Source organism: Cellulomonas endophytica (genome assembly GCF_004123805.1).
In the GTDB taxonomy this organism is placed as follows: domain Bacteria; phylum Actinomycetota; class Actinomycetes; order Actinomycetales; family Cellulomonadaceae; genus Cellulomonas; species Cellulomonas endophytica.
Genome location: NZ_RWJX01000001.1, coordinates 49,803 through 75,674 on the forward strand (window position 1 = coordinate 49,803; position 25,872 = coordinate 75,674).

Below are 25,872 nucleotides of genomic sequence, written 5' to 3' on the forward strand. Positions count from 1 at the left end.
CACCGTACCGGCGGGTACGCCGGACGGGTGACGCCGACGGCGGCTGTTCACGCACTCTTCTCCCGGCCGCCCGGGGTACCGGCGGCGGCAGGCACCTCAACCGTCCGCGCTGAGGAGCCGATGAGACGGGGGTAGCCCCGGGGCCATCCCGCCCGTCTACCGTGACGCCGCGACAGCCCCCTCGACGAGAGGCCTCCCGTGACCGAACTGCACCTGCTCGGCTTCGTCCTCGTGCTCGCCGGCTCCACGACGGTCAGCTGGCACCTCGCGGGGGCCGCGCTCTGGTTGCGCCAGCGCGTCGTGCGCTGACCGCACCTCACCCGCACCTCACCCGCACCTCACCCGCGTCTCGGCCGCCCCGCGCTCACCCGCCGAACGGCAGGACCGGCTTTCCCGGCACCTCGACGCGGACGCGGAACACCGCCCCGTCGGCCTCGCCCGGCGCCTCGAGCCCCTCGCGCGAGGTCGTGACGAACAGGTCGCGCCCGTCGGGACCGCCGAGCGCGCAGGCGGTCGTGTTCGCCCCGGGGAGCCCGACCTCCGCCAGCGTCCGCCCCTCGGGCGACGACAGGCGGACGACGCCGTCGCCGTAGAACGCCACCCACACGTTGCCCGCCGCGTCGACGGTGAGGCCGTCCGGCCGCCCCTCGCCCCAGTCGCGCCACGGCCGCCGGTCCCTCAGCCGGCCGTCCTGCACGGTGAAGACGTCCGTGCGGTGCGTGTGCGTGTCGTCGTAGTACGCGAGCGTGCCGTCCGGCGAGAGGTCGATGCCGTTCGACACCGTCGCGTCGGGGACGACCACCGACACCTCGAGGGACGGCGTCACCCGGTACAGCCGCGCCGCCCCGGGCGTCCCCTCGTACGCCATCGACCCCGCGTAGAGGTTGCCCGCGGTGTCGCAGCCGCCCTCGTTGAGACGCACCGCCGGGTCCTCCCACAGGGGCGGCAGCGCCCGCGGCGGCTCGTCGACGCGCTCGGCGAGCCCGAGGCCGCGTTCCAGCCCGACGACGTACCCGCCGCGCGCCCGGGGCCGGACGAACGCCGCCACGTCGCCGACGTGGAGCCGGTCGACCGCGCCGTCGGCCCCCACGGTGAGCAGGTCGCCGGCCAGCATGTCGACGAACCGCAGGCCGCCCCACGCCGGCGACCACACCGGCCCCTCCGCGTGGAAGGCGACCGGCCCCGTCAGCGGCTCCACGGTGCCGGTCGGTGGCGTCGTCATCTCTGCTCCCTGCTGTCGTCGGTCGGGGGGATGCGCGTCGTCGGTCCGGTGGGGCCGGTGGCCCCCGGACGGTCCGGGGCGTCGGGCGGGACGTCCGACGGCACCTGGTTCGGGCCCGCCTGGGCGGGCCGGGGCTCGTCCTGCCGGTGCAGCCGGACGCCGACGAGCGCCACGTCGTCCGTGGGCCGGGCGGGGAGCAGCCGCGCCACGAGCGTGTCGAGCAGCGCCTTCAGCGGCTGGTCGCGCGCCGCGGGCTCGGCGAGGACGTCCCGCAGGCGCCGCGTGCCCTCCGCGAGGGGCTCGCCGCGGCGCTCGACGAGGCCGTCCGTGTACAGCAGGACGGTGCTGCCCCGCTCCAGCAGCAGGGTGTGCTCCTCGCGCGGGCTGTCGGGCACGACGCCGAGCAGGGCGTCGGTCGCGCCCGGCGCGACGGCGTCGACGGTCCCGTCGGGGTGCGCGACGACCGGCGCGGGGTGGCCGGCGCTGGACCACACCACGCGGGACACCCCGCGCGCCCGCTCGTCGGGGGTCTGCTCCACGCGGGCGACGACCGCCGTCGCGATCGTCGGCGAGCCCAGCGTCCGCAGCGTCCCGTCGACCCGGCGGAGCAGCTCGGCCGGACCGGCACCCGTCGCCACGGCGACGCCCCGCAGGAGGGCGCGCAGCTGGCCCATCTGCGCGGCGGCCTCCATGTCGTGCCCGACCACGTCCCCGACGACGAGCACCGTGCGGCCGTCGCCCTGGAGGAACGCGTCGTACCAGTCGCCGCCGACACGCGCGGCCTCCGCGGCCGGCTCGTACCGCACCGCGATCTCCACGTGGTCGGGCTCCGGCGGGTCGGACAGCATCGCCCGCTGCAGGGCCTCCGCCACGTGGACCTGCTCGCCGTACAGGCGGGCGTTGTCCAGCGCGAGGCCGGCCCGGGCGGCGACCTCCGTCGCCGTGCGCAGGTCCTCCTCGTCGAACCCCTCGCGCGCCGGGCCGGTGAAGAGGCTCAGCGCCCCGACCGTGCGGCCGCGGGCGCGCATGGGCAGCACCGCCGCGGACCGGGGAGCGAGCACCGCGAGCAGCTCCCGGGCCTCGCCCGAGCGCAGCACGGTCGCGATCCGCTCGTGCGCCGGCTCCGGCACGCGGACCGGGAGGCCGCCCTCGAGCGCGGCCCGCAGGAAGGACGCGTCGTCGAGCGCGGTCAGGCGCGAGGCCGTGTACCGCTCGACGAGGGGCCGGTAGGCGGGGTCCACGTGCCAGGAGGCGATGTCGCGGACCCGCCGGCCCGCCGGCCCGTGCTCGTCGACGAGGGTGACCACGCACCAGTCGGCGAGCGCCGGCACGATCGTGCGGGCCAGGAGGCCCACCGCCCGCTCCGCGTCGAGGGTCTCCCCCAGGCGTCCGGAGACCTCCGCCAGCAGCTCGAGGCGGCGGCGGGCGCGCTCCGCGGCCTCCTGCGCACGGTGGCGCGCGCTGACGTCGAGGAAGTAGACCGACAGCCCCTCCGGCCCCGGCCAGGCGCGCACCTCGTACCAGCGGTCGAGCGGCGCGGGGTAGTAGGCGTCGAACGCGACGGGCTCCCCCGTCGCGAGGGCGTGCCGGTAGTGGCGCTCGAAGTCCGTGCCGGGCGCGGCCGGGAAGAGGGACCAGACGTCCCCCCCGAGGAGCTCCTCCCGGCCGCGGCCGAGCAGGCGCTCCGCCTCGCCGTTGACGAACGTGAACCGCCAGTCGTGGTCGAGGGCGATGAACGCCGTGGGCATCGCCTCGAGCAGCCGTGCGACGCGCAGGGCGGCGTCGGAGACGTCGGTGGTGTCGAACGCCGACCCGACGACGCGGACCGGCGTGCCGTCGAGGTCCAGCAGCACCCGCCCGCGGGCCGCGAACCAGCGCGTGCGGCCGGCGGGGGTGGTGATGCGGTACTCGATGGCGAAGTCGCCGCCCGTCGGCATCGCGGCGCCGATCGCGGCGTGCACCCCGGCCCGGTCGTCCGGGTGCACGATGGCGTCGAAGTCCTCGATCCGCCCGCCCCAGCGGCTGCGGTCGAACCCCGCGAGCTCGAGCATCCGGTCCGACCAGCGCAGCTCGCCCGTGGCCAGGTCCCACTCGTAGGTGCCGATGCCGGCCGCCTCGATGGCGAGCCGGCCCAGGACGAGGTCCACGTCCGCGCGCGGCGCCGCGGCCGGGTGCTCCCCGGTGCCCTCGGTCCCCATGCGCGTCCCGTCGCCCGTCCTCGCCCGCCCGGCCGGGCGGCGGCCCCATCCTGTCGGATCCCGGTGCGCCCCGCGTCCCCGCGGGACCGCGCGCCGCGTCCCGGGCGGATCGTGGTCCGTGCCGCCCGCCCCGGCGCGGTGCGACGGTCAGCCGGGGACGGGCCGGCGGCGGGGGGCGACGCCGCGCAGGTCCCGTGCGGCGGCGAGGACGTCGGCCGCGGACACGGCCAGCAGGGCGGGGTCCGGCGTCTCGGCGAAGGTCTCCCCCCGGCGCACGGAGGCGTCCGTGAGGACCACGTGCGGGCCGTCGGCGGGCGGTCCCCACTCCTCCGGCGGCGCGGGCCCGAAGAGGACCACGGACGGCACGCCGTAGGCCGACGCCAGGTGCGCGACGCCGGTGTCCGCGCTGACGACGAGGGCGGCGTCGTGGACGAGCAGGGCGAGGGCGGTGAGATCGAGGTCGCCGGCCAGCACGGCGGCCGGCGGCAGGCCGGCGCCCCGGGCGACGGCGCGCGCCCGCTCCGCCTCCGCCGCGCTCCCGGTCACCACGACGGGCAGGCCGTCCTCGGCCAGCGCGGCGGCCACGGCCGCGAAGCGCTCGACGGGCCAGCGCCGCGCCCCGTGGAACGCACCGACGTGCACCACCGCCGCGGCGGTCACCACGGCGTCCCCGTCAGGCCGCCGCAGGGCGAGGTCGTCCGGGTCGGCGGGGACGCCGTGCGCCGTCACCAGCCGTGCCCAGCGGACGCGCTCGTGGATGCCGTCCTGCCACGGCGGCCCGTCGGGGTCGCTCGGCGATCGGTGCTGCAGCACCCGTCGGGCCCCCAGGGCCGCGATGACGTCCCGGCTGTCCGGCCCGTCCCCGTGGAGGTTCACCGCGACGTCGACGCGGCCCGGGGCGAGCGGCAGCGGCGCGTCGAGGCCCGGCGTGGGCAGGTGGGCGTCCACGCCGCCGACGAGGTCGACCAGCGGCGCCAGCCAGCCGGGGACCGCCACGACGAGGTCGTGGTCGGGGAAGCCGCGCCGCAGCGCGTGGAGCGCCGGCACCGCGACGAGCAGGTCGCCGAGCTTGAGCGCGCGCAGGGCCAGGACCTCGGGCCGGTCGCGGACCTCGCCGGGCGGCCTCACGCCGCGCCGCCCCGGGACGCTGCCGACGGGTCGCGCCCTGTCCCGTGCCTTGTCCCGTCCCCGGCCCCGTGCCCCTGCCCGTGGTCGTGGTCGTGATCCGCGCGGCGCTCGATCTCGCCCAGCTCCGCGGTGACGATGCCGAGGACCAGCAGGTCGGCCACCAGGCCCGCGACCGCTGCCCACTCGAGCAGGCCGAAGAGGAACACGTCGGTGACGAGCAGGCTCACCAGGACGGCACGACGGAAGCGGCGGTAGGCCCGTTCCCGGTCGCGTCCGACCACCGCCAGGCCGGCCCCCGCGAAGGCGGTCGACACCACGGCGCCGGCGACGAGGCCGACGACGACCCACGCGGGTGCCGGCGCGCCCGCCCGGCCCGCGAGCACCCCGCCGACGGCGGTCGTGAGCGAGACGAGGACGAGGACGAGGACCGTGAGCACCGGGACCCACCGCTCCGCGACGGCGCGGTGCGTCGCGCGGCTGACGGCGCGCTGCACCGCGTCGACGGGGTTCGGCACCTCGGCGTCGTCGTCGGCCACCGCGTCCAGCAGCGCCCGGACCTCGCGGCTCCCCCGCACGTCGCCCGCGTGGTCGAGCAGCCCGTAGGCCTCGCGGCGCGCGTGCGGCGTGAACCCCCCGACGAGCCCGGCGACCGCCCGGTCCGCGGCGGCGGCCAGGTGCTCGGCGGGGTCGTGCGGCCGCCGCCCGTGCAGCGCGTCGGCGAGCAGCACGAGCAGGACGACCGTGCCGTAGATGAGGGCGGCGGCCGGCCGGTAGAAGTAGTCGTTGTCGGACGTGACGAACTTGCCGATCTCGTCGACGAACAGCCCGAAGCCGATGCCGCCGATCACCGCGCCCAGGGGGCGGGCCGTCGGGCCCGCGAACGACAGCAGCGCGAGGAAGGCGACCGCGAGCAGGAGCCCGCCCCACAGCACGTGGGCGACGTGGAGCCCGTCACCGCCCAGGCGCGGCCAGCCCAGGGCGGCCAGCACGAGGCGGGTGACCATGACCGTCGCCACGGTGACCACCAGGAAGGCGGCCACCGAGGACGGCGCCGCGGGGTCGCGCGGCAGGCCGAGGCGCAGGAGCGGGCTGCGGTGACGTGGGCGCGTGCCGACGGGTCGCGCACCCGACGCCGGACCGCCGGCCGGGGCGGCGGCTCGGGTCCCGGGGGCGCCGCGGTCGGCGTCGCGGGGCGAGGAGGGGTCGGGCACGGGCGCCTCAGGCCGCGTGCGCCGCGAGGGCGCGCTCCACCGCGGCGACGGCGTCGAGCAGGGGGTGCCGACCCGCGAGCCGGTCGAGGGCCACGAGCCCGGCCCGGCCGTGGCGCGCGTGCAGCGCGACCACGGCCGCGAGCACCTCGCCCGCCGCGGACGGGACGTCGGCCGGTGCCGCGACGACCGCGTCCAGCGCCGGTCCGTCCGCGTCCTCCGCCGTGACGAGCAGTGCCGGGGCGAACTCGCGCGCCGGGCGCACCCGGACCCGCAGGCCCTCCGCCTCGTGGGGCAGCGGCAGGTCGAGCCCGCCGAGGCGGGCCCCCGCGAGGGCGGCCCGCAGCCGTGCGGCCTCCTCGGTGCCCAGGCCCGCCGTCGCGTCGACCTCGTCGAGGTCCGCCAGCAGCACGCAGGCCTCGTCGGGCTCGCCGTGCGCGGGGTGCCAGGCGCCGTCGAGCTCGAGCACGAGGAAGCCGTCCTCGACGGACCAGGCGGCCTCGACGAGCGCGAGCCGCTCGGCGAGACCCAGGCCCGCGAACGGGTTCCGCCGGGTCGTCGCCACCAGGCCGCAGGAGCAGGAGAGCGTCGTCATGCCACCAGGGTGCACCGGGGGTCCGACACGGCGGCCCCCGGCGCGCCGACGGGGCCGCACGGCCGCCCCCCTGGCGGGCCCGAGGAGGGCCCGGCTCAGGCGTCCCGCTCCAGCACCTTGGCCTCGTGGACGTCGACGCCGGGCACGGACAGCCCCTTGGCGGCCTTGGAGAACGCGGCGACGAGGCTGGAGGCCGTGCGGTCCTCCTCGCGGATGTCGTCGGGCTGGAGGGAGTCCTCCGGAGTGGAGTCGCGGACGGCGTCGACGAGCGCCGCCTCGTCCGTCACGTCGACCTGGAGCTCGAGGGTCAGGGTGTGCTTCGCCATGCCCCCAGCCTGGGGCCCCGCCCGCCTCCCGGCCACCGCAGGGCGCCGGGCCGGGCCTCAGGTGATCGCCGCCCGGCCGACGGGCGGCGTGCGGGCGGCGTGCGGGCGGCGTGCGGGCGGGGCGGCCCGGTGCGACGGTGGGGCCATGCCCCCCACCGCCGCCCCCCCGCCGTCGGGCCTGCCCACCGCCCCCGCGTCGCCCGACCGGCCCGCCCACCTGCTGCTCGTCCGGCACGGCGAGAGCGTGGGCAACGTCGCCGCGACCGCGGCCGAGGCGTCCGCGGCCGAGGTCGTCGACGTCGTCACCCGGGACGCCGACACGCCTCTGTCCGACCGCGGCGTGGAGCAGGCGCGCGCCCTCGGCCGCCGGCTCGCGGCCCTCGACCCCGGGGACCGGCCGGACGCCGTCTGGTGCTCGCCCTACGTCCGGGCGCACCGCACGACCCTCGAGGCGCTCGCTGCCGCCGGGCTGGCGGTCCCCGTCCGCGTCGACGAGCGCCTGCGCGACCGCGAGCTCGGCATCACGGACCGGCTGACGGCCCGCGGCATCGCGGCCCGGCTGCCCGACGAGGCGGCGCGGCGCAGGCTCCTCGGCAAGATGTACTACCGGCCGCCGGGCGGGGAGTCATGGGCGGACGTCGCCCTGCGGCTGCGGTCGGTCCTCGCCGACGTCGAACGCCTCGCCGCGGGCCGGCGGGTGCTCGTCGTCACCCACGACGCCGTCGTGCACCTCGTCCGCTACGTGCTCGAGGAGCTCTCGGAGGACCAGCTCCTGGCCGCGGTGCGCGAGCGCAGCGTCCGCAACGCCTCCCTCACCCGCCTCGACCCGCCGGCGGACGGGACGGGCCCCTGGCGCACGGTGCTGCTCGACGACGTCGGCCACCTCGACGACGTGCCCGTGACGGAGCACGAGGGGCGGGGGGACGCGTGAGCGAGCACGCTCCGGCCCCGCTCCCCCTGACGCCGTCCGCCCTGCGGGCCTGGCCCCTGCCCGACCGGCGGGGCTCGAAGGACGACCGCGGCGGGGTGCTCGTGATCGGCGGCGCCCGCGCCACCGTCGGCGCAGTCCTGCTGGCCGGCACCGCGTCGCTGCGGGTGGGCGCCGGGCGGCTCACGCTCGCGGTCGCGCGCTCGGCAGCGCCGTCCCTCGCCGTCGCCGTCCCCGAGGCGGGCGTCGTCGGGCTGCCCGAGACGGCGGCGGGCTCCCTCGTCGGCACGCACGGCGGGCTCCTGGACGCCGAGCTCGAGCGTGCGGACGTGGTCCTGCTGGGGCCGGGCCTCGACGAGCCCGACGGCACCCGGGCACTGCTGCGTGCGGTGGTCGCCGCGCTGCCGCCCACGACGCCCGTGGTCCTCGACGCCTTCGCCCTCGGCGTCCTGCCCAGCACCCCCGACGTGCGCGCCGCGCTCGCCGGGCGCCTCGCGCTGACGCCGAACGGCGCGGAGGCCGCACGCCTGCTGGGCAGCCGGGGCGAGGAGGACGACGCCACGGCGGCCGCCCGCGTGGCCGAGCGCTTCGGGGCGGTCGTCACGCTGCGCGGCCAGGTCGCCGCGCCCCCGGACGACGACGGCACGCACGAGGACGGCGACGGCCCGTCGGCGTCGGGCGCCTGGGCCTGCGCCAGCGGGTACTCCGGGCTGGGGACCTCGGGCAGCGGAGACGTGCTCGCCGGGGCGGTCGCCGGGCTCGTCGCGGGCGGCGCCACGTTGCCGCAGGCCACCGCCTGGGGCGTGTCCCTGCACGCGACGGCCGGTGACCGCCTCGCGGCGCGCGTCGGCCCGCTGGGCTACCTCGCCCGCGAGCTGCTCGACGAGCTGCCGCGCGTGCTCGTCGAGCTCACGGCTCGCTGAGGCCGGAGGGCGGCGCGACGACGGGGACACCCCCGCCCGGCGTCCGCAGCAGCGAGCCGGGTCCCCGCGCGGTGGGCACCGCGGCCACCCTCCGGCGGCGCGCCCGACGGCGGTCGAGCTCCTCCGCGACCTGGAGCAGCCGGACGGCGGCCGCCGCACGCTCGTCGTCGCACGCCGACTCGGTCCGGACGGTGACCGCCTGGGCGAACAGCACACGGAGACGGTCGTCGGTGACGAGCACGAGCTCGGTCATGGGGCTCTCCGGGCGGGGCCAGCCGGGCGGGTGCTTCACCCGGGCGGGCGACCAGGCTCCCACATCGACGCGGTCGTGTACACGGGCGCGTCGGCCGAGGACGTCGGCCGTGACGAGCCGGTCCGCCCGGCCGCGACCCGGGCCTCAGGCGGCCGGGCCGGCGGGACGGTGGGCGGCCGTCTGCTCGACGATGGACGCGGCGAGGTCGCGGACCTTCACGTTGCGCTGCTGGCTGAGCCGGGCCAGGAACGCGAAGGCCTCGTCCGGGGTGCCGCCACGCCGGGCCATGACGATGCCCTTGGCCTCGTCGATGACCGCGCGGGACCGCAGCGCCTCGTCGAGCTGCCCCGCCAGGTCCCGCAGGCGCTGCTTCTGCCGCACCTCGGCCAGCACGGCGCCCGCCGCCGCGGCGAGCAGCTCGGCGGTCTGCACCTCGGCCTCGCCGTACGCGGCCGTGCGCGTGGCGTAGCAGTTGATCGCCCCGGCCGGCTCGCCGTCGACCACCAGGGGCACGGCGACGACGGAGCGGGCGGCGGCGGCCCGCGCGCGAGCCGCCAGCCGCGGCCACCGGGGGTCGGCGCTGACATCCCCCGTGAGCACCGTCTCGTGCGACTCGGGGGCCGTCACGCACGGACCCTGTCCCGTCTGGACCTGGAGCCCGTCGAGCTCGTCCGCGACGGGGGACGTCGACGCCAGCGCCGTCGGAGCCGCGGCGGAGCCGAGCTCGACGCTCACCGCGTCCGTGCCCGGGAGGGCTCGCTCGACCACGGTCGCGACCCGCTGCAGCAGGGCACGCGGGTCCAGGTCCTGCGCCGGCAGCGCGCACATCTCGACGAAGCCCGCCGCCAGGAGCAGCGGCTCGGACCCCGCTCCACCGGCGCCGTCGACGGGCGACCCCGCCTCCGGGCCGGCGAGCAGCGTCCATGCGAGCTCGTCCTCGCCGCCGGCCCAGCCGTCCCCGGTCACGACCAGGTCGACCTCGACCGCGTCGGACCGCCGGGGCAGGAGGCGGACACGCCCGCGGGCCGTGCCCTCCCCTGCGCCCGGCAGCAGGCCGAGGACCGCACCCCGGTCGTCCTCGTGGACGAAGCCCACCAGCGGCTTGCGCAGGAGGTGCAGCAGGGCGATGCGCAGCAGGCGGGCGGCGGCGCTGTTCGCGGAGGTGACGACCCCGGCGCGGTCGGTGACCAGCATGGGCACGGGCAGGAGCCCGGCCAGCCACTGACGCTGGAGCCCGGACGCGCGACGCTCGGCGAGCAGCGCTGCGATCTGGTCCCGCTGGACCCGCGCCTCCTCGTCGGCGACCCGCAGCGCCGCGTGCGCGCTCTCCAGCTTCTCGAGCAGCGCGACGGGGTCGGCGTCGGCGGTCGTCAGACCCGTGAGGACCTCGTCCAGGGCGGTGGGCCCGCCCGGTGCCCAGGGGCGGCCCGCGCCCGGCCCGGGTCGTGGCGTCCGGCGACGGTCCGGGGTCGTGGTCACGGTGCCTCTTCTCGGCGTGGCCCCTCCGGACGAGGGGACCGGCCCCCAGCCTGGCACAGGCCGCCCGAGGGGCGGGGCGGGGTCCGGGCACGGCGACGCCCCCCGGCACCGGCGGTCCCGGGGGGCGTGCCGTGGCGTCAGCCCTTGTGCAGCACGTCCTTGATCGTGCTCGTCACCTTCTCCACGGCGTTCGGCACCGGCGAGGTGCCGTACAGGCGCGGGTCGGGGACGGTGGGCGGCGGCATGGGCACACCGGCCGGCGGCTCGGCGACGTACGTGAACTCGCCCTTGCCGTCCGGGGTGGGGCCGGACGCCCACGAGCCCTCGCCCGCCTGGGCGCCGTCGGAGAAGTTGATGTACTGGTAGGACACGTCGCGGTCCTCCTGCGCCAGGGGGAAGTTGCTCGGCACGGGCAGCAGCTCGTGGCCCTCCTCCTGCAGCTCGCGCGCCGCGGCCATCCACTGGTTCTGGTGCATGGTGTCGCGCGCGAGGAGGAACCCCAGCAGGTCCTTCACGCCGTGGTCGTCGGTCATGTGGTAGAGCCGGGCGACCTGGAGGCGGCCCTGCATCTCCGCGTTGGCGTTGGCCGTGAAGTCGGCCAGGAGGTTGCCGCTGGCGGTGATGTAGCTGCCCTGCCAGGGGTTGCCGTTGCTGTCCACGGGGCGCGCGCCGGCGCCCGCGACGATCGCGTGCTGCACGTCGGTGCCGCCGATGACCGCCGCGACGGTCGGGTCCTTCTGGATCGCGTCCTCCGTGAGCCCGACGGGCGCCTTCTCGAGCAGCTGGGCGATCATCGTCGCGAGGATCTCCACGTGCCCGAACTCCTCGGCACCGATGCCGTAGAGCAGGTCGCGGTACTTGCCCGGGATGTGGATGTTCCAGGCCTGGAACCCGTACTGCATGGCGACGGAGATCTCGCCGTACTGCCCGCCCAGGACCTCCTGGAGCTTGCGCGCGTAGACCGCGTCGGGCTTGTCGGGCTTGGCCTGGTGCTGGAGCTCCTGGCGGTGGAAGAACATGGCTCTCCTCTCCGGCGCGTCCGTCGGGCGCGTCGGTCAGCGGTGCGCAGGGGACGACGACCGGCCCGTGCGCGGCGGGTGCCGGCGGTCGACCGCGGCGGGACGGGCCCGTCCGGGTCGGGGGCACCCCGGCGCCGTCCGGCGGGCGGGTCGCGTCCGGCCGCAGGGCCGGAGGCACGGCCGCCCGTCCCGAGCGACGGGGGTGCGGTGCGTCGGGCGGCTCGCGCCCGGTTCGGGCCCGCCGGTCCCCGCTCGCTCGACGCCCGGCCGGGCTGACGTCTCGACGTTAGGTCGCCCTCACCGGCCCCGCCACCGGGACGCCGGCCCGGGGAGCGCGCTCCCACCCGGGCCCGCCGCGCGCCGCGCGGGCGCCTACCGCGACTGCTGCGGCCGCGCCCCCGTGGCGTACGCCATGTGGCCGCCGAGGTACGCCCCGCCGCCCGCCAGCCCCATGCCCGCGAGGCTGAGCGCCTTGCCCGTCCGCCGGTGGCCGCGCCGGCGCGCCCACCAGGAGGCGGTGAGGGCGACGAGCCCGACGCCGTTGAGAGTCGCGTGGACGGTGCCGACCCGGCGGAGGGCCAGGTCCCCCGCCGACCAGTCGGCCAGGCCCGTGATCATCGTCGGCACGGCCGCCGGCACCCCGAGGCCGAGGAGGCGGTCGGCCGCCGCCTCGGACCCCGGCCCCCCGGCGAGGTCGAGGACGAGGCTCGAGGACCACAGGCCGACGGGCGCGTCGGAGAGCACCGGGTGCAACGGGTGTCCCAGGGCGGCGCCGCGCAGCGTGCGCCACCGTCGGCGCCCTCCGACGAACGGCTGAGCCACGCGCTCGAGCACCGCGACCGCCGGGTCGAGGGCAGGCAGGTGCTCAAGGCCTTCGGTGAGGCGGCGGGCGGTCGAGCTGGCGTAGACGGAGCGCACGGTGGTCCCCCTGGGGTCGCGCCGGCGCCACTCGGCTCGACGCCCGGCCCCGTGCAGGATCGCAGCCCGGCACCACCCCGGCGACCGCAGCCGCGGGTGGGCCGGGCGCGCACCCGGGGCCGTCGACCCCGCGACCGCTGGCGGGGACACGCCGCCCGGCCGGGGTGCCGTCAGCCCGTCGCGCGCCGGTCCAGCCCGTCGCCGGCCGTCGCGTCGCCGGCGGCGTCCGCCGCCGCCAGGGCCTCGCGGACGGCGTCCGGCCCGCCGGCGACGACGAGGGAGCGGAGCACGCCCGCCGCGAGCGCCAGGTCCTGCCCCTCGGACTGCGCCCACGCCCGCAGCGCCGCCTCCGCCGCGTCCACGGGCAGGCCGGTCGCGGCGGCCACGACCCCCACGGCCTGGTCGACCGCCGCCGTCCCCGCGACCTCGTGCTCGATCGCCCGTCCTGCCGCGACCGACGCCACCCGCCGGGCGTGGTCGGTGAGGTCCACCAGGACGCCGACGAGCACCTCGTCGTCCTCCCCCTCGCGGTCGACGAGCAGCGCGACCACGCGGTCGCGGGCCCGCGCGTCCCGCAGGGTGTGCACCGACACGAAGGTCTCCAGCGGTGCGTCGAACGCGAGCAGCGTGGCCAGGCGCGAGCGGACGGCCGGCGCCGTGTGGTGCAGCAGCAGCTCCGTGGTCGGGACCACCTCGCCGGGGGCGAAGCCGTGCACGGCGAACATCCCGTCGGACCAGGTCCACCGGTCGTCGCGGCGCTGCAGCCGGAAGGTGCCCGCCCGGAGGGTGGGGACGGACGTCGTCGCAGGGTGGTCGAGCACGCGCGGCTCCCGGGTAGGCGGACGGGCGGAGCCGCGTCCTGACTCGACCGGGGAGGTTACCGCACCGGCGACGCGCCGTCGCGACCAGGCACGGGACGCTCGCGCCGCGCCCCCGCGGTCCTGCGCGCGGTCGGGCGCGGGTCGGGCGCGGGTCGGGCGCGGCCGGGCGGGCCCGCGCCCGATCCCCTACGGTGGTCGCGGGTCAAGCAGCGGCTCGAGGGATCGTGAAAGGCCCCCATTGACCGCGCAGCCCCTCCCGTCGTCGCCGACGTCGGCCCCCGTGCCGCACCCCGCGCCGTCCGAGGTCCCGGCCCCCACGCCGACGCCCGTCCCTGCCCCGCCGGCCGCCGGTGTGCCGGCGCCGGCCCCCTCGCCCGTCCCCGCGCCGGCCTCCCCGCCACCCGCCCCGGGCGACCACTGGCTGCAGCCCCTCGACGGTGCCGGCGGCGACCCCGCGACGGTCCACGCCGCGGCCGTGGCGCTCGCCGACCCCGACGAGCGGGAGGCGCTGCGGCGGTCGCTGCGCCGCAGCACCCGGGACGACGACGCGGTCGCGCACGTCGTGCGGTCGGCGGGCGCGGGCGGCCCGGACGCCACGGCCGGCTCGGGCGGCACGGGCGCGGACGGCGTCCACCTCCTCGTCGACCTGCCGGGCCGGTCCTGGCTCGTCGACCTCACGGGGGCGTACCAGGGGCTCGTCGCGCGCGAGGTCGAGGAGGCCGTGCGCGCGGCGGCGCTGCACCGCACGGACATCGAGCACGCGAAGGGGGTCGTCATGGCCGAGCTCGGCCTCGACGAGGGCGCCGCCTTCGCGCTCCTGCGCCGTATGTCCAACGAGAGCAACGTGAAGCTGCGCGACCTCGCCGTGCGCATCGCGGCGGCGGGCACGGCCGCACCGGGCCTGGAGCGGCTGCGGCGGACGGACGCGACCTAGGTCCCGGGGGCGGGGCGGCCGGCGGGCCGATCCTGGTGGTGGCACCGGGACCGGTGCCCGGGTCGGGCGGGAGCCGCGGCCCCGATCCCCCACAGGAGGCACCACCGTGAACGCCACCCCCACAGCCCGCCGTCCCCTCGTGCGCGTCGTCGCCGTCCTGGCGATGGTCGCCGGCCTCGTCCTCGTCGTCGGCGGGGCCGTCACCTGGGGCATGGTCTCGACGAAGCTCGCCGCGGAGAACATCACCGTCTCCGAGGACGCCGGGATGTTCGCGGGCCAGGCCGTCACCACGCCCTGGACCGCCTTCGCCGAGGCGGACATCATCAGCCACCACGCCCTCGAGGCCACCGGCGGCCTCACCTACGCCGAGCTCGACCGCGAGGACCCGCTGCGCGAGGTCGCCATGAACGGCTCGTTCCTGCGGGCGTCGCTCTTCACCTCGGTCGTCGCCTTCGGCGTCGCCGCCCTCGTCATGGGCCTGGGCGTCCTGTTCGGCCTCGTCGGTGCGGCGCTCCTCGTGCTCGACCGTCGCGACGGGCGCGTGACGCCGGCCGCCGCCCCCGCGGCGGGCGCCGTCCCCGCCCTGGCCTGAGACCGGGGGCCCCGCCCCCGCCCCGACGCCGGACCAGCACCACCCGCACCACCGGCCCCGGCCGGTCCCGCACCCCGCGTGCGAGGACCGGCCGGGGCCGTCGCGTCCGGGCGGGGCACCGGCGGGGTCACGGTCGCGGCGGGCCGTCCTCGTCGCGGCCGTCGTGCAGGTCCCCGCACTCGACGTCGGCGACGCCGTGCGACCCCAGCCAGGCGCGCCCGCCGGCGTCGCCCCGCACGGCGGCCGCCAGCGCCGCACGGTGGTCGCGGCCGACGACCACGGGGTGCCCCGGTCGCCCCCCGAACACCGCCCGGCGCAGGGTCGCCGGCCCCGGCCGCGGGTCGAGGAGCCGCCGCACCACGGCCACCGGCAGGTCCGGCACGTCGACGGGCACGACCACCGCGGCCAGGGCCCCGGACGGCACCGCCCTCAGCCCGCCGCGCAGCGACGCGGCGACCCCCTCGGACCATCCCGGCACGACGAGGGCCCGGACCCCGGCCAGGTCGGCGACGAGGTCCGCCGCCCCCGGGGCGGCGCCGAGCACGACGAGGACGGCGTCGCACCCGCCGTCCCGCAAGGTCGTCACCGCCCGGCGCAGCCACGACCCCCGCGCGTCGACCCGCAGGGCCTTGGGACCGCCGGCCCGCGCGCCGGCGCCCGCGGCCAGCACCACCCCGACGACGCGCGGGTCCGGCCCGGGGGCCGGCGTCGCCGAGGACGTCGGTGGCATCTGTGGCGTCGGTGGCGTCGGTGGCGTCAGTAGTGCACCCGGGCCGCGTGCTCGGCCCACGCGCGCATGGGGGCGTCCGCGTCGGCCAGCCGGTGCGCGACGACCGGCATGGGCCACGTGTCCCGCTCCCGGGCGAAGAGCTCGTAGAAGGCGCTGTCGTCGAAGCCGACGGCCGCGGCGTCGTGGCGGTCCGCCGCGTACACGACCCGGTCGACGCGGCTCCACAGGGTCGCCGCCAGGCACAGCGGGCACGGCTCGCACGAGGCGAAGACGGTGGCGCCGACGAGCGAGAAGGAGCCCAGGGCCCGGCAGGCGTCCCGGATGGCGACGACCTCCGCGTGGGCCGTCGGGTCGTGGTCCCGGGTGACCCGGTTCTGCCCCGTCCCGACCACGGCCCCGTCGAGGACCACCACGGCGCCGAACGGGCCGCCGCCGTCCGCGACGTTCTCCGTGGCCAGGCGCACCGCGTGGGCGAGGAAGGCCTCGTCGGACCCCGCTGGCGACCCCGTCACACGCGCCCCTCCCCGCTGCCCGGCACCCCGCGTGCCACGATGGGCGTCACCGTAACCGCCGGGTCCGCCCGGACGGGACCCGTCGTCGTCGACGCGTGCTGACGCGTGCGTCACACGCCGGAGGAGGACCGTGCTCGAGCTCGCCGACCGGCTGCTCGCCCGTCGTGCGGCCGGCCGGCGCCTGGCGGTGGCGACCGTGGTCGCCGTCGAGGGCAGCAGCCCGGGCGCGCTCGGCACCTCCCTCGCGCTCGACGACGCGGGCCAGGTCGTGGGCAGCATCGCGGGCGGCTGCGTCGAGGGCGCCGCGCTGGCGCTGTGCGAGGCGGTGCTGGCGGGCGGCGCCCCCGAGGGGCCCGAGGCGTTCGGCGTGGCCGACGAGGACGCCCTCGCCGCCGGGCTGCCCTGCGGCGGCACCCTGCTCGTGCACGCCCGGCCCCTCGTCGGGGCGGACCTCCCCGCGCTGCGGGCCGCGGCCGCCGGGGACCCGGCGTGGACGGTGTCGCGGCTCGGACCGGTCGACCCCGCCGACCGCGCCGCCCTCGACGCCGCCGTGGCCGCCCGCGCCGCCACGGGCGTCCCGGGGACCGTCCGGGTGACCTGCGACGGCCGCACGGCCGAGGCGTTCGTGGAGGTCCGCGCCCCGCGGCCGCGCCTCGTGCTCTACGGGGCGCTCGAGCTGTCCGCGGCGCTCGCGGCGCTCGCCGGGCCGCTCGGCTGGCACGTGACGGTGTGCGACCCCCGGCCCGTGCTGGCCACGGCGGAGCGGCTGCCCGGGGCGGACGCCGTCGTCGTCGACTGGCCGCCGCGCCACCTCGCCGCGCAGGCGCTCGGCCCCCGGGACGCCGTGTGCGTCCTCGCGCACGACGACCGGTTCGAGACGGAGCTGCTGCTGCGCGCCCTGCGCTCGGGGCCCGGCTTCGTCGGCGCCGTGGGCTCCCGCCGGACCCACGCGCGGCGGGTGGCGGCCCTGCGCGCGGCGGGCGCGACGGCCGAGGAGGTCGCCCGGCTGCACTCGCCCCTGGGCCTCGACCTCGGCGCGGCGACGCCCGCCGAGACCGCGCTGTCGGTCGCCGCGGGCCTGCTCGCGGCGCGCACGGGCGCGACCGGCCTGCCCCTGCGCGACCTCGACGGCCCCCTCCACCGGCGGCCGGCCGACGGGTCCCTCAGCTCGCCGGCGCCGGTGCCCCCTCCTGGACCAGCCGCCACAGCCGGTCGGCCGTGAGCGGCAGGGCGTGGGGGCGCACGCCGAGCGCGTCCCGCACGGCGTTGGCCACGGCGGGCGCCACGGGGTTGTAGGGCGCCTCCGACATCGACTTGGCGCCGAGCGGGCCGAGCTCGTCGTGGGTGTCGGCGAACAGCACCTGCGTGGGCGGCACGTCCGCGAGCTGCGGCACGTGGTAGTGCCGGAACGACCGGGTGAGCACCCGCCCCTCGTCGTCGAGCCGGACCTCCTCCCACAGCGCGCTGCCCAGGGCCTGGGCGACGCCGCCCTCGACCTGGCCCCGCAGCTGCTCGGGGTTGAGCACCGTGCCCGCGTCCACCGCCTGCACGCTGCGCAGCACCCGCAGCTCCCCCGTGCCGCGGTCCACCGCCACCCGGACCGCGTGCACGTTGAAGGCCACGGACCGCGGCGTGCCGTCGTGGCTCGCCTCGGCCTCCACGCGCGCGCCCGAGGCGGCGATGTCGACGAGCGGCACCACGCCGCCCGGCACGACGACGGCGTCCCGCGTCAGGTGCCCCGGGGTCGCCGCCGCCGTCGGGTCGTCCTGCGGGTGGCCGGTCAGCGTCGTCGCGGCGCTCAGCAGCCGGTCGCGCAGCGCGAGCGCCGCCCGGTGCACCGCGAGCCCCGCGACCACCGTCCCCGCGGAGCCGAACGCGCCGGTGTCGTAGCCGACGACGTCCGTGTCGGACTGCTCGACGACGACCCGCTCCGGCACCGTGCCGAGCGCCTGCGCGACGAGCTGCGTGTGCACGGTGGTGGTGCCGTTGCCGAACTCCGCCGTCCCCACCCGCACGCCGTAGCGGCCGTCGGGCAGGAGACGCACGTGCGCCTGGGCGTGGTGCCCCCGCGGGGCCACCGTGGCGATCATCGCCAGGGCCATGCCCTCGCCGACCGCCCACCCGGCCGGGGCCGGCGCGTCGGCCGTGCGGTCCGCCAGCGCCGCCTCCGCCAGGTCGAGGCACTGGTCCAGGCCGTAGCCGTGGATGTCGAGGTCCCCGGCCTCGTCGGGGTCGGTGAGGAGCAGGCGGTCGCCGGGTACGACGACGTTGCGGCGCCGCACCTCCCACGGCGACAGGCCCGCGACGCGGGCGAGCTCGTCGAGCGCGCCCTCCACGGCGAGCACGACCTGCCCCAGGCCGTAGCCGCGGAAGGCGCCCGCGGGCAGCGTGTTCGTGTAGACGGCCTCGGCGTCCACCCGCTTGCTCGGGCAGCGGTAGACGGTGAGGGACTCGTTGACGCCGTGGAACATGACGCCGGGCCCGTGGTTGCCGTAGGCGCCGGTGTCGGACAGGACGTCCACCCGCAGGGCGGTGAGCACGCCGTCCGCGTCGGCGCCCACCTCGACCTCGACCCGCATGGGGTGCCGGGTCGGCGCCACGGTGAGCTCGTCCTCGCGCGTCATCTCGTACTGCACGGCGCGTCCGGTCCGCAGCACCGCGAGCGCGACGAGGTCCTCCGTGAGCATCTCCTGCTTGCCGCCGAAGCCGCCGCCGACGCGGGCCGCGACGACCCGCACCCGGTCCCGCTCGAGCCCGAACACGTGCGCGACCTCGTCGCGGACGAGGAACGGCACCTGCGTGCTCGTGCGCAGGACGAGCCGGCCGGCCTCGTCGAGCCACCCGCGGGTGGCGTGGGTCTCGAGGGCGGCGTGGTGCACCCGGGCGGTGCGCCAGGTGCCCCGCACGCGGTGCGCCGCGGCGGCCAGTCCGGCGGCGACGTCCCCCATCTCGGCGTGCAGCTGCGCGACGACGTTGCGGCCCGGCTCGGCGATGCGGGAGGTCGCCGGCTTGTCGGCGTGCAGCAGCGGCGCCCCGGGCGCGCGGGCGGCGTCGGCGTCGACGACGTGCGGCAGGACCTCGTACTCCACGCGCAGCAGGGCCCGGGCCCGCTCCGCCGCGCGCAGGGTCTCGGCGACCACGGCCGCCACGCGCTGGCCCCGGAACCGCAGCACGGGGTCGAGCACGCGGGTGTCGTCGGGGTCGTCGAGGCGGCTCTCGTGGCGGGCGGTCGAGAAGAGCACGTCCGGCGCGTCCTCGTGCGTGAGCACGGCGAGCACGCCGGGCTCGGCGAGCGCCGCGGACGCGTCGACCCGCAGCACGCGCGCGTGGGCGTGCGGGCTGCCGAGCACCGCCACGTGGGCCAGGGGCGTCGTCGCCAGGTCCAGCGTGTACGGCTCCCGGCCCGTGACGACGCGCCGCGCGGCCGGGGCGCGCACGGAGCGGCCGACCGCCTCCCCCGCCGGCGCCTCCTGGACCCGGCACGTCCCGGCCAGGGCGTCGCGGATCGACCGGTAGCCCGTGCAGCGGCACAGGTTGCCCTTGAGCGCGCGGGTGACGTCCGTGGGACCGACGAGCGGGTCGTCCCCGACGCCGTCGCCCTCCGCCAGGCCCAGGCCCGCGACCGTCGTGACGAACCCGGCGGTGCAGAAGCCGCACTGGAAGGCGGCGGCGTCGACGAAGGCCTGCTGCACGGGGTGCAGGTGCTCCGGGTCGCCGAGGCCTGCCGCGGTCGTCACCGTGCGCCCCTCCGCGCGGTGGGCGGGCACGAGGCAGGAGTGCGTGGGCGCGCCGTCGAGGAGCACCGTGCAGGCGCCGCAGTCCCCCGTGTCGCAGCCCTTCTTCACGGCCGACACGCCGGCCTCGCGCAGCAGCGTCCGGAGCACCTGGCCCGGGGCCGGGCGGACCTCGACCTCCGTGCCGTCGACGGTGAGCCTCATGCCGCCTCCCCCGCCAGGACGTCGCGGACCTCGGCGGCCAGGCGCGCGGTCATGGCGCGGCGCCAGTCGGGGCCGCCGTGCACGTCGTCGAACCACTCCGGCACGCCGTCCAGGGCCGCCGCGAGGGCCGCCGGGCCGGGCACGCCGGCGAACGCGGCGCGCCACGGCCGCGGCACGCCCGCGGTCACGGTGACGACGACGGTCCCGTCGCCGTCCCGGCGCCCCACGACGATCGTCCCCGAGCGCCCCGTGACCGTGAGCGCCGCCCGGCGCAGGACCGCGCGGGACGCCAGCGCGGCGGCCCGCAGGCGCAGGGCGCGCAGCACCTCGCCGGGCGCGAGCGCGGTGACCTCCGGGCCCGTGACGAGGTCGAGGACCGGCAGGGTGCGGGTCCCCCCGTCGGGGGTCCACACCACGGCGGTCGCGTCGAGCGCGACGAGGAGCGTCGTCATCGCCCCCGCCGGCAGCGCTGCGCACACGTTCCCGCCGACCGTCGCGGCGCGCCAGACCTTCGTCGACGCGACGAGCGCCTCCGCGCACGTCCGCACGAGGTGCTGCGAGGCCCAGCCGGGCACGGGCGGCAGGTCGACGAGCTCGGCCACCGTGCACGTGGCGGCGATCTCCAGCCCGCCGTCGGGCAGCGCCGTGACCGGCGGCCAGCCCAGCGTCAGCAGGTCGACGAGCACGCGGGGGCTCGCGCCGGCGTACAGGCCCGTGCCGCCGGCCAGCGGGACGACGTCCCCGCCCAGGCCGGCGAGGTCCGCCCGGGTCCGCGCGAGGCGCACCTCGTCGACGCTCGTCAGGTCCACGCGCCCCTCCGTCCCCGCCGTGCGGCCGGGCGCTCCGCCCGCCGGCGCCATCGTGCGCCGCGCCGGCGCCCCGCACCAGGGACGACGCGCGAGAGCGGCGTCACACGCGGCCGGCGCCCGGCTCCCCCGGCCGGGTCCACCGCCCGACGAGGGCGTCGTCCGTCCGCGCCGGGCCGGCCGTCCCGCCGAGGGGCCGCCGCGGGTCAGCGCGGGACGGGGCCGGCCGCGACGAGCGCCTCGAGGTCCTCCGGCGGCATGGGCCGGCCGAGGAGGTAGCCCTGCCCGCGCCGGCACCCCAGCCGCACCAGCTCCGCGAGCTGCGCCTCGGTCTCGATGCCCTCGGCCACGAGCCCGAGGCGCAGGCTCCCCGCCAGGGACGCCACGGCGGTGACGATGGCGGTGTCGTCGGGGTGCGTGCCCAGGCCGGCGACGAACGACCGGTCGACCTTCACGGCCGTGACCGGGAAGCGCTTGAGGTGCGTGAGGGAGGAGTAGCCCGTCCCGAAGTCGTCGATGGCCAGGCCGCAGCCCGCCGCGGTGACCGCCGCGAGCTCCCCGGAGACGAGGTCGCCCGCCTCGAGGAGGGCGTGCTCCGTGATCTCCAGGACGAGGTCGCCGGGGTCGGCGCCGCTGCGGTCGAGCGCGTCGCGCACCTGGCGGGCCACGGCCAGCCGCTGCGCCTGCCGCGCCGAGACGTTGACGGACACGCTGAAGCCCGGCCACCGCTCCTGCCACCCCGCCAGCCGGGCGCAGGCCTCGTCGAGCACCCACCCGCCGATGGGGACGATGAGGTCGCTCTCCTCCGCCACCTCGATGAACGCCGCCGGGGGCAGCAGCCGGCCCGTGCCGGGCTCGACGAGCCGCAGGAGCGCCTCGGCGCCCACCACGCGGCGGGTCACGAGGTCGACGACGGGCTGGTAGAGCAGCCGCAGCCCGTCGCCGTCGAGCGCGGCGCGCAGGTCCTCCTCGACGGCGAGCCGCTGCAGCGTGCGCTCGTGCAGGCGCTCGTCGTAGACCTCCCACGCCCGGTGCCCGCGGCGCTTGGCGTGGTACATCGCCAGGTCGGCGTGGCGGAGGAGGTCCTCGGGCAGGGCGCCGGAGTCCTGCCGGGCCGTGGCGACCCCGATGCTCGCCGTCGGACGCAGCTCGCGGCCGAGGACGCGCAGGGGGGCGCTGACGGCGGCGTAGACGTCCTCCGCGAGGGCCTCGACCTCCGCCGGCCGCCGCAGCCGGGCCACCACGGCGAACTCGTCGCCGGCCAGGCGCGCCGGCGTGCCCCGGACGCCGACGACGTCCTCGAGCCGCCGCGCGACCTGGCGCAGCACCTCGTCGCCGGCCTCGTGCCCGAGGGTGTCGTTGATGTCCTTGAACCGGTCGAGGTCGACGAACAGGACCACGACGAGCGCGTCGGCGTGGCCGCCCCGCAGCTCGGCGCGCAGCCGGGCCATCATCTCCTCGCGGTTGGCGAGGTCCGTGAGCTGGTCGAAGGACGCGCGGTGCCGCAGCTCGGCCTCCGCGGCGCGGCGCAGCGTCACGTCCTCGAGGTGGGCGACCCCGTGCACGGGGCGGCCCGGCAGCGTCACGGCCGAGACCGTGCGCGACACCCAGATCCAGGTGCCGTCGGCGCGGCGCAGGCGCTCCTCCAGGTGCGCGCGGGTGGCGCGGCCGCTGACGATCTCGTCGTGCTGGGCGAGGTCGCGCGGGAGGTCGTCGGGGTGCACGAGGCTCGCCACGGGCATCCCCTCGAGCTCCTCGCGGGGGCGGCCGAGCATCTCCGCGAGGCGGGCGTTGACGGTGGCCCAGCGCCCGCCGGGGACGTCCCCGAAGCGGGTGACCGCCATCGCGCCCGGCGCCCCCTCGAACGCCACGCGGAAGCGCTCCTCGCTGTCGGCGAGGGCCCCGCGCACCTCGACGCGCGCGGTGACGTCGCGCCAGGTCACCACGAGCTCGCGGTCCTGGAGGCGGCTGATGCGCATGTCGAGGACGTGCACCTCGTCGGGGCGGTCCGGCACGTGCAGCTCGAGCTCGTCCAGCACCGCGACCTCGCCGGTGCGCAGGACGTGCCGCAGCACGTCGTCGAGGTCGATCCCGCGGCGCCGCTGGTCCTCGCGGACGCGCCCGCCGAGCGGCACCTCGCGCAGCGCGCGCTCGTTGCCGTACACGTAGGTGAAGTCCAGGACGCTGCCGTCCTCGGCCACCTCGGGGGCGACGACCGCGACGGGGTCCACGAGCTCGTCGAGCGCCCGCCGCAGCCGCTCGGCCTCCACCCGCCGCGCGTGCTCGGCCTCGTGCCGCTCCGTGACGTCGCGCCACGTGAGGACCACGTCGTCGCCCGCGGGCCAGCCGATGAGGTCCACGCGGTGCCGCGCCCAGCCGCCCCGCCCGGCGGGCAGGAGCACGTCCTCCACCCGCCACGGGCCCCGCTCGGCCTGCACGCGCATGCAGAAGGCCAGGACGACCGTGGCGAGGGCGTCCACGGGCGCCGACGGCCCCACGGCCAGCCCCCACGCGGCGGCGGGGCCGTTCACCTCGACGAGCTCCAGCTCCCCGGCGCGGCCGTCCCGGCGGGGGCGGGCGACGACCAGCGGGTCGGGCCAGGACGCGGCGGACGCCCGCGTGCCCACGGCGTCACCGACCCCTGCCACCATGCCGTCGCGTCCCCTCGTCCCCGCGGGCCCGTCCCCGTGCGGGGTGGCCGTCCGCGCAAGCGTGCCCGACGGCTCCCGGCCCCACAAAACCGGTCCCCGCGCCGCAGGGCCGGACGGGTGACGTGGAGGCGTCAGGCCGGCTCGTCCGCGGTGCCGGCGGCGTCGTAGTCGACGTCCTTCGTCTCCCCCGTGAGCAGCAGGGCGACGAGGGTGAGGACCGCGGCACCGGTGAGGTAGACCCCCACGAGCCAGGGGCTGCCGTCGGCCTGCGTCCACAGCGCGATCGCGACGAGGGGCGCGAGCGCCGCCCCGAGGATGGAGCTGACGTTGTAGGCGATCGCCGAGCCCGTGTAGCGCACGTTCGTCGGGAAGAGCTCGGGCAGCAGCGCGCCCATGGGCCCGAAGGTCGCGCCCATCAGCGTGAACCCGAGCACGAGGAACGCCTGCGCGAGCGCCCCGGTGAAGGCCTCGTCGGCGCGGGGGGCGAGGAACAGGGCGAAGGTCAGCCCGAAGACGCCGATGAGCGAGGTCACGACGAGGAGCAGCCGCCGCCGGCCCACCGCGTCCGCGACGGGCCCCGACAGCAGCGTGAAGACGCCGAAGAAGACCACGCCGAGGATCTGCATGAGCACGAGGTGCGTGTACCCGATCCCGAGGCCGCCGGGCGCGGCGTCGCGCGCGGTGGTGCCGTAGGTCAGCGTGAAGTTCGTCATGAGGTAGAACAGCACGTACGTCGCCAGCATGATGAACGTGCCGAGGACGAGCCGGCGCCAGTGGTCGCGCACCGCGGTGCCCAGCGGCATCTTGCGGATCGCGCCGCGGGCCTCGGCGGCGGTGAAGGCGCTGGACTCGACGAGGCGCAGCCGCACCCACAGGCCGACGACGACCATGACGGCGGAGAACAGGAACGGCACGCGCCAGCCCCAGGACAGGAACGCCTCGGAGCGCGCCAGGGGGTCGCTCGGGTGGGGCTGCAGCGCGGCGATGGTGAGGAACAGGCCGTTGGCGATGATGAAGCCCAGCGGCGCCCCGAGCTGGGGGAACGTGCCGTACCAGGCGCGCTTGCCGGCGGGGGCGTTCTCCGTGGCGACGAGCGCCGCGCCCGACCACTCGCCGCCGAGCGCGAAGCCCTGCGCCAGCCGCAGGACGAGCAGCAGCGCCGGTGCCAGGAGGCCGACCTGGTCGTACGTCGGCAGCACCCCGATGAGGAACGTCGCCACGCCCATGACGAGCAGCGACACCACGAGCGTGGCCTTGCGGCCGCGGCGGTCGCCCAGGTGCCCGAACACCACCGCGCCGACGGGGCGCGCCACCATCGCGGCGCCGAAGACCGCGAAGGACGCGAGCAGCGCCGTCGTGTCGTCGCCCGTCGGGAAGAACAGCGCCGGGAACACGAGGACCGCGGCGGTGGCGTAGACGTAGAAGTCGTAGAACTCGATCGTCGTGCCGACGAGGCTGGCCGTGATGACGCGGGCCGGGGAGTTCAGGGGCGGTGCGGTCGCGGGCCCGCCGGGGGTGCCGGCGTGCGTCGCGGGGGTGGCGGTCATCGAAGGGTGCGCTCCGGTGGTGCTCGGTCGCCGCGGGGCGGCGCTCTCGGCGGGACCGGGCGGGCGAGGGGGTGCGGCACGGGGCGACCGGGGGTCGCGACGCGGCCGGCGACGCCGCCCGGTCTCGGCGCACGGGTCCGCGCGCCGCCGTCGAGGGTAGACCTTCTCAGGTGGCGGACCGAGGCCGTCCAGGTCGTGGGACGAACCGGTCGGTCGCGAGGGGGCAGCCCCCGGGGCGGCTCAGAAGTCGCCGCCGCCGAAGTCCCCGCCCCCGAAGTCCCCGCCGCCGAAGCCGCCGTCGAAGCCGCCGCCGTCGTACGCGCCGCCGTCGGCGGTCACGTCGCCGCCCTCGTACCCGCCGGCGTCGGCACCGTCGGCGCCCCCGTCCGCGCCCCCGTCCGCGCCCCCGTCCGCGCCGGCCTCCTGCCCGTCGCCGTAGCCCTCGCCGTAGCCCTCCGCGTACCCCTCGCCCCCGTCGCCGAGGTCGAACATCGCGTCGGCGATCGCCGTGCCGACGAACGCGCCGGCGACGCTCGCGAGCAGCCCGCCCGCCACGACGGCGCCGAGACCCATCCCGCCGCCCATCCCGCCCATCCCGCCGCCGGACCCGCCGCCGCCGAACGAGCGCTCGAGCGTGCCGGGCCGGCGCACCTCCGCCCGCGTCGCCATGCGCGCCAGGGAGCGCGGGTCGTCGTCGCGGGCGCGCTCGCCGGCAGGGATCTCGTGGCTCAGTGCCGCGAGGACCTGGCGGCGCTGCTCGGGCGTGAGCTGCGCGAAGGCCTCGGCGTGGGCCTCCTCGATGCGCTCCGGCGGCGCCGTGCGCAGGAGGTACCGGTAGCGCTCCACCGCCGCCGCGTCGGTCGTCGGCGTGCCCGCGGCAGCGCCGGCACCCGTCGCCCCTCCCGTCGCGCCGCCCGCCGGGGCCCCGGGCGCCCGCCAGGGCTCGCCCTCCCACGTCGCGGCCGGGGCGCGGCCCTCCCCCGGGCCGGGCGTGCCGGTCGTCGTGCGGGTCCTGCCGAGGATCCGGTCGAGCAGCCCCACGGCCCCCACCCCCGTCGTCGCGCGGACGGTCGCCGCGCCTGCCCCCACCCTCGCGCCGGTCGGGCCGGGGCGCACGGCGGCGGGCCGTCGGAGGGCCCGGCGG

Annotated in this window: 23 protein-coding genes; 5 read left to right on the forward strand and 18 right to left on the reverse strand. The window is 78.5% G+C overall.

The window, feature by feature from the left end; all coding sequences use genetic code 11:
* Positions 1 to 364: 364 nt before the first annotated feature.
* From EJA20_RS00200 to EJA20_RS00225, 6 genes are all read right to left on the reverse strand, one after another.
* Positions 365 to 1,222: an SMP-30/gluconolactonase/LRE family protein gene (locus EJA20_RS00200; RefSeq protein WP_129336163.1), complete on the reverse strand. Its 858-nt coding sequence runs from the start codon at positions 1,220 to 1,222 to the stop codon at positions 365 to 367.
* Positions 1,219 to 3,420, reverse strand: coding sequence for a SpoIIE family protein phosphatase (locus EJA20_RS00205; RefSeq protein ID WP_129336164.1), 2,202 nt, complete (start codon positions 3,418 to 3,420; stop codon positions 1,219 to 1,221). The genes EJA20_RS00200 and EJA20_RS00205 overlap by 4 nt, the downstream gene beginning before the upstream one ends.
* A gap of 147 nt (positions 3,421 to 3,567) precedes the next feature.
* Positions 3,568 to 4,548: a glycosyltransferase family 9 protein gene (locus EJA20_RS00210; RefSeq protein WP_129336165.1), complete on the reverse strand. Its 981-nt coding sequence runs from the start codon at positions 4,546 to 4,548 to the stop codon at positions 3,568 to 3,570.
* Positions 4,545 to 5,588 (reverse strand): hypothetical protein, encoded by a 1,044-nt coding sequence (locus EJA20_RS00215; protein ID WP_129336166.1) that lies wholly within the window; start codon positions 5,586 to 5,588, stop codon positions 4,545 to 4,547. Before EJA20_RS00215 ends, EJA20_RS00210 begins: the two co-directional genes overlap by 4 nt.
* Positions 5,589 to 5,766: 178 nt before the next feature.
* Positions 5,767 to 6,351: a hypothetical protein gene (locus tag EJA20_RS00220; RefSeq protein WP_129336167.1), complete on the reverse strand. Its 585-nt coding sequence runs from the start codon at positions 6,349 to 6,351 to the stop codon at positions 5,767 to 5,769.
* Positions 6,352 to 6,446: 95 nt separating this feature from the next.
* Positions 6,447 to 6,677, reverse strand: coding sequence for a hypothetical protein (locus EJA20_RS00225; protein ID WP_129336168.1), 231 nt, complete (start codon positions 6,675 to 6,677; stop codon positions 6,447 to 6,449).
* Positions 6,678 to 6,822: 145 nt separating this feature from the next.
* Between EJA20_RS00225 and EJA20_RS00230 the strand changes: the two genes are divergently transcribed.
* Positions 6,823 to 7,608 carry a histidine phosphatase family protein gene (locus tag EJA20_RS00230; protein WP_129336169.1) on the forward strand — a complete coding sequence of 262 codons (786 nt, stop codon included), beginning with the start codon at positions 6,823 to 6,825 and terminating at the stop codon, positions 7,606 to 7,608.
* Complete coding sequence (locus EJA20_RS00235) at positions 7,605 to 8,528, forward strand: NAD(P)H-hydrate dehydratase (RefSeq protein ID WP_129336170.1); 924 nt, start codon at positions 7,605 to 7,607, stop codon at positions 8,526 to 8,528. The genes EJA20_RS00230 and EJA20_RS00235 overlap by 4 nt, the downstream gene beginning before the upstream one ends.
* Here the strand turns inward: EJA20_RS00235 and EJA20_RS00240 are convergent.
* The 5 genes from EJA20_RS00240 to EJA20_RS00260 form a co-directional block, all read right to left on the reverse strand.
* Positions 8,515 to 8,781, reverse strand: coding sequence for a hypothetical protein (locus tag EJA20_RS00240; RefSeq protein ID WP_129336171.1), 267 nt, complete (start codon positions 8,779 to 8,781; stop codon positions 8,515 to 8,517). The two genes, EJA20_RS00235 and EJA20_RS00240, sit on opposite strands and share 14 nt — an antisense overlap.
* Positions 8,782 to 8,925: 144 nt before the next feature.
* The gene (locus tag EJA20_RS00245) at positions 8,926 to 10,260 is read right to left on the reverse strand and encodes an ANTAR domain-containing protein (protein ID WP_129336172.1); all 1,335 of its coding nucleotides are present in this window, start codon (positions 10,258 to 10,260) and stop codon (positions 8,926 to 8,928) included.
* 137 nt (positions 10,261 to 10,397) lie between these two features.
* Positions 10,398 to 11,279 carry a manganese catalase gene (locus tag EJA20_RS00250; RefSeq protein ID WP_129336173.1) on the reverse strand — a complete coding sequence of 294 codons (882 nt, stop codon included), beginning with the start codon at positions 11,277 to 11,279 and terminating at the stop codon, positions 10,398 to 10,400.
* A 372-nt stretch (positions 11,280 to 11,651) separates the two neighbouring features.
* A complete protein-coding gene (locus EJA20_RS00255; protein ID WP_129336174.1) occupies positions 11,652 to 12,197 on the reverse strand; it encodes a DUF2231 domain-containing protein in 546 nt (181 codons plus the stop codon).
* 170 nt (positions 12,198 to 12,367) lie between these two features.
* Positions 12,368 to 13,018, reverse strand: coding sequence for a hypothetical protein (locus EJA20_RS00260; protein ID WP_129336175.1), 651 nt, complete (start codon positions 13,016 to 13,018; stop codon positions 12,368 to 12,370).
* A 280-nt stretch (positions 13,019 to 13,298) separates the two neighbouring features.
* Between EJA20_RS00260 and EJA20_RS00265 the strand changes: the two genes are divergently transcribed.
* Positions 13,299 to 13,952, forward strand: a complete 654-nt coding sequence (locus EJA20_RS00265) for an ANTAR domain-containing protein (RefSeq protein WP_129336176.1) — start codon at positions 13,299 to 13,301, stop codon at positions 13,950 to 13,952.
* Between the two features lie 106 nt (positions 13,953 to 14,058).
* Positions 14,059 to 14,544 (forward strand): aromatic ring-opening dioxygenase LigA, encoded by a 486-nt coding sequence (locus EJA20_RS00270; protein ID WP_129336177.1) that lies wholly within the window; start codon positions 14,059 to 14,061, stop codon positions 14,542 to 14,544.
* A 127-nt stretch (positions 14,545 to 14,671) separates the two neighbouring features.
* Here EJA20_RS00270 and EJA20_RS00275 read toward each other — a convergent pair whose 3' ends face one another.
* The gene (locus tag EJA20_RS00275) at positions 14,672 to 15,274 is read right to left on the reverse strand and encodes a nucleotidyltransferase family protein (RefSeq protein ID WP_129336178.1); all 603 of its coding nucleotides are present in this window, start codon (positions 15,272 to 15,274) and stop codon (positions 14,672 to 14,674) included.
* Between the two features lie 26 nt (positions 15,275 to 15,300).
* Entirely contained in the window at positions 15,301 to 15,786 is a 486-nt protein-coding gene (locus EJA20_RS00280; protein ID WP_129336179.1) for a nucleoside deaminase, read from the reverse strand.
* A gap of 130 nt (positions 15,787 to 15,916) precedes the next feature.
* Between EJA20_RS00280 and EJA20_RS00285 the strand changes: the two genes are divergently transcribed.
* The gene (locus EJA20_RS00285) at positions 15,917 to 17,008 is read left to right on the forward strand and encodes an XdhC family protein (RefSeq protein ID WP_129336180.1); all 1,092 of its coding nucleotides are present in this window, start codon (positions 15,917 to 15,919) and stop codon (positions 17,006 to 17,008) included.
* On the opposite strand, the gene EJA20_RS00290 is transcribed toward EJA20_RS00285, so the two are convergent.
* The 5 genes from EJA20_RS00290 to EJA20_RS00310 all read right to left on the reverse strand — a co-directional run bounded on the left by EJA20_RS00290 (position 16,950) and on the right by EJA20_RS00310 (position 25,769).
* The gene (locus EJA20_RS00290; protein ID WP_129336181.1) at positions 16,950 to 19,724 is read right to left on the reverse strand and encodes a molybdopterin-dependent oxidoreductase; all 2,775 of its coding nucleotides are present in this window, start codon (positions 19,722 to 19,724) and stop codon (positions 16,950 to 16,952) included. The genes EJA20_RS00285 and EJA20_RS00290 overlap by 59 nt on opposite strands.
* A complete protein-coding gene (locus EJA20_RS00295; protein WP_129336182.1) occupies positions 19,721 to 20,533 on the reverse strand; it encodes an FAD binding domain-containing protein in 813 nt (270 codons plus the stop codon). Before EJA20_RS00295 ends, EJA20_RS00290 begins: the two co-directional genes overlap by 4 nt.
* Before the next feature lie 203 nt (positions 20,534 to 20,736).
* Complete coding sequence (locus EJA20_RS00300; RefSeq protein ID WP_129336183.1) at positions 20,737 to 23,181, reverse strand: putative bifunctional diguanylate cyclase/phosphodiesterase; 2,445 nt, start codon at positions 23,179 to 23,181, stop codon at positions 20,737 to 20,739.
* A 131-nt stretch (positions 23,182 to 23,312) separates the two neighbouring features.
* Positions 23,313 to 24,728 (reverse strand): MFS transporter, encoded by a 1,416-nt coding sequence (locus EJA20_RS00305; RefSeq protein ID WP_129336184.1) that lies wholly within the window; start codon positions 24,726 to 24,728, stop codon positions 23,313 to 23,315.
* Positions 24,729 to 24,968: 240 nt separating this feature from the next.
* Positions 24,969 to 25,769 (reverse strand): hypothetical protein, encoded by an 801-nt coding sequence (locus EJA20_RS00310; RefSeq protein ID WP_129336185.1) that lies wholly within the window; start codon positions 25,767 to 25,769, stop codon positions 24,969 to 24,971.
* Positions 25,770 to 25,872 lie beyond the last annotated feature (103 nt).

Bases quoted from the DNA above. Each gene is read 5' to 3' on its own strand.
- EJA20_RS00200 (WP_129336163.1), bottom strand. From the start codon at position 1,222: ATGACGACGCCACCGACCGGCACCGTGGAGCCGCTGACGGGGCCGGTC.
- EJA20_RS00205 (WP_129336164.1), bottom strand. From the start codon at position 3,420: ATGGGGACCGAGGGCACCGGGGAGCACCCGGCCGCGGCGCCGCGCGCG.
- EJA20_RS00220 (WP_129336167.1), bottom strand. From the start codon at position 6,351: ATGACGACGCTCTCCTGCTCCTGCGGCCTGGTGGCGACGACCCGGCGG.
- EJA20_RS00225 (WP_129336168.1), bottom strand. From the start codon at position 6,677: ATGGCGAAGCACACCCTGACCCTCGAGCTCCAGGTCGACGTGACGGAC.
- EJA20_RS00230 (WP_129336169.1), top strand. From the start codon at position 6,823: ATGCCCCCCACCGCCGCCCCCCCGCCGTCGGGCCTGCCCACCGCCCCC.
- EJA20_RS00240 (WP_129336171.1), bottom strand. From the start codon at position 8,781: ATGACCGAGCTCGTGCTCGTCACCGACGACCGTCTCCGTGTGCTGTTC.
- EJA20_RS00250 (WP_129336173.1), bottom strand. From the start codon at position 11,279: ATGTTCTTCCACCGCCAGGAGCTCCAGCACCAGGCCAAGCCCGACAAG.
- EJA20_RS00275 (WP_129336178.1), bottom strand. From the start codon at position 15,274: ATGCCACCGACGTCCTCGGCGACGCCGGCCCCCGGGCCGGACCCGCGC.
- EJA20_RS00290 (WP_129336181.1), bottom strand. From the start codon at position 19,724: ATGAGGCTCACCGTCGACGGCACGGAGGTCGAGGTCCGCCCGGCCCCG.
- EJA20_RS00300 (WP_129336183.1), bottom strand. From the start codon at position 23,181: ATGGTGGCAGGGGTCGGTGACGCCGTGGGCACGCGGGCGTCCGCCGCG.
- EJA20_RS00305 (WP_129336184.1), bottom strand. From the start codon at position 24,728: ATGACCGCCACCCCCGCGACGCACGCCGGCACCCCCGGCGGGCCCGCG.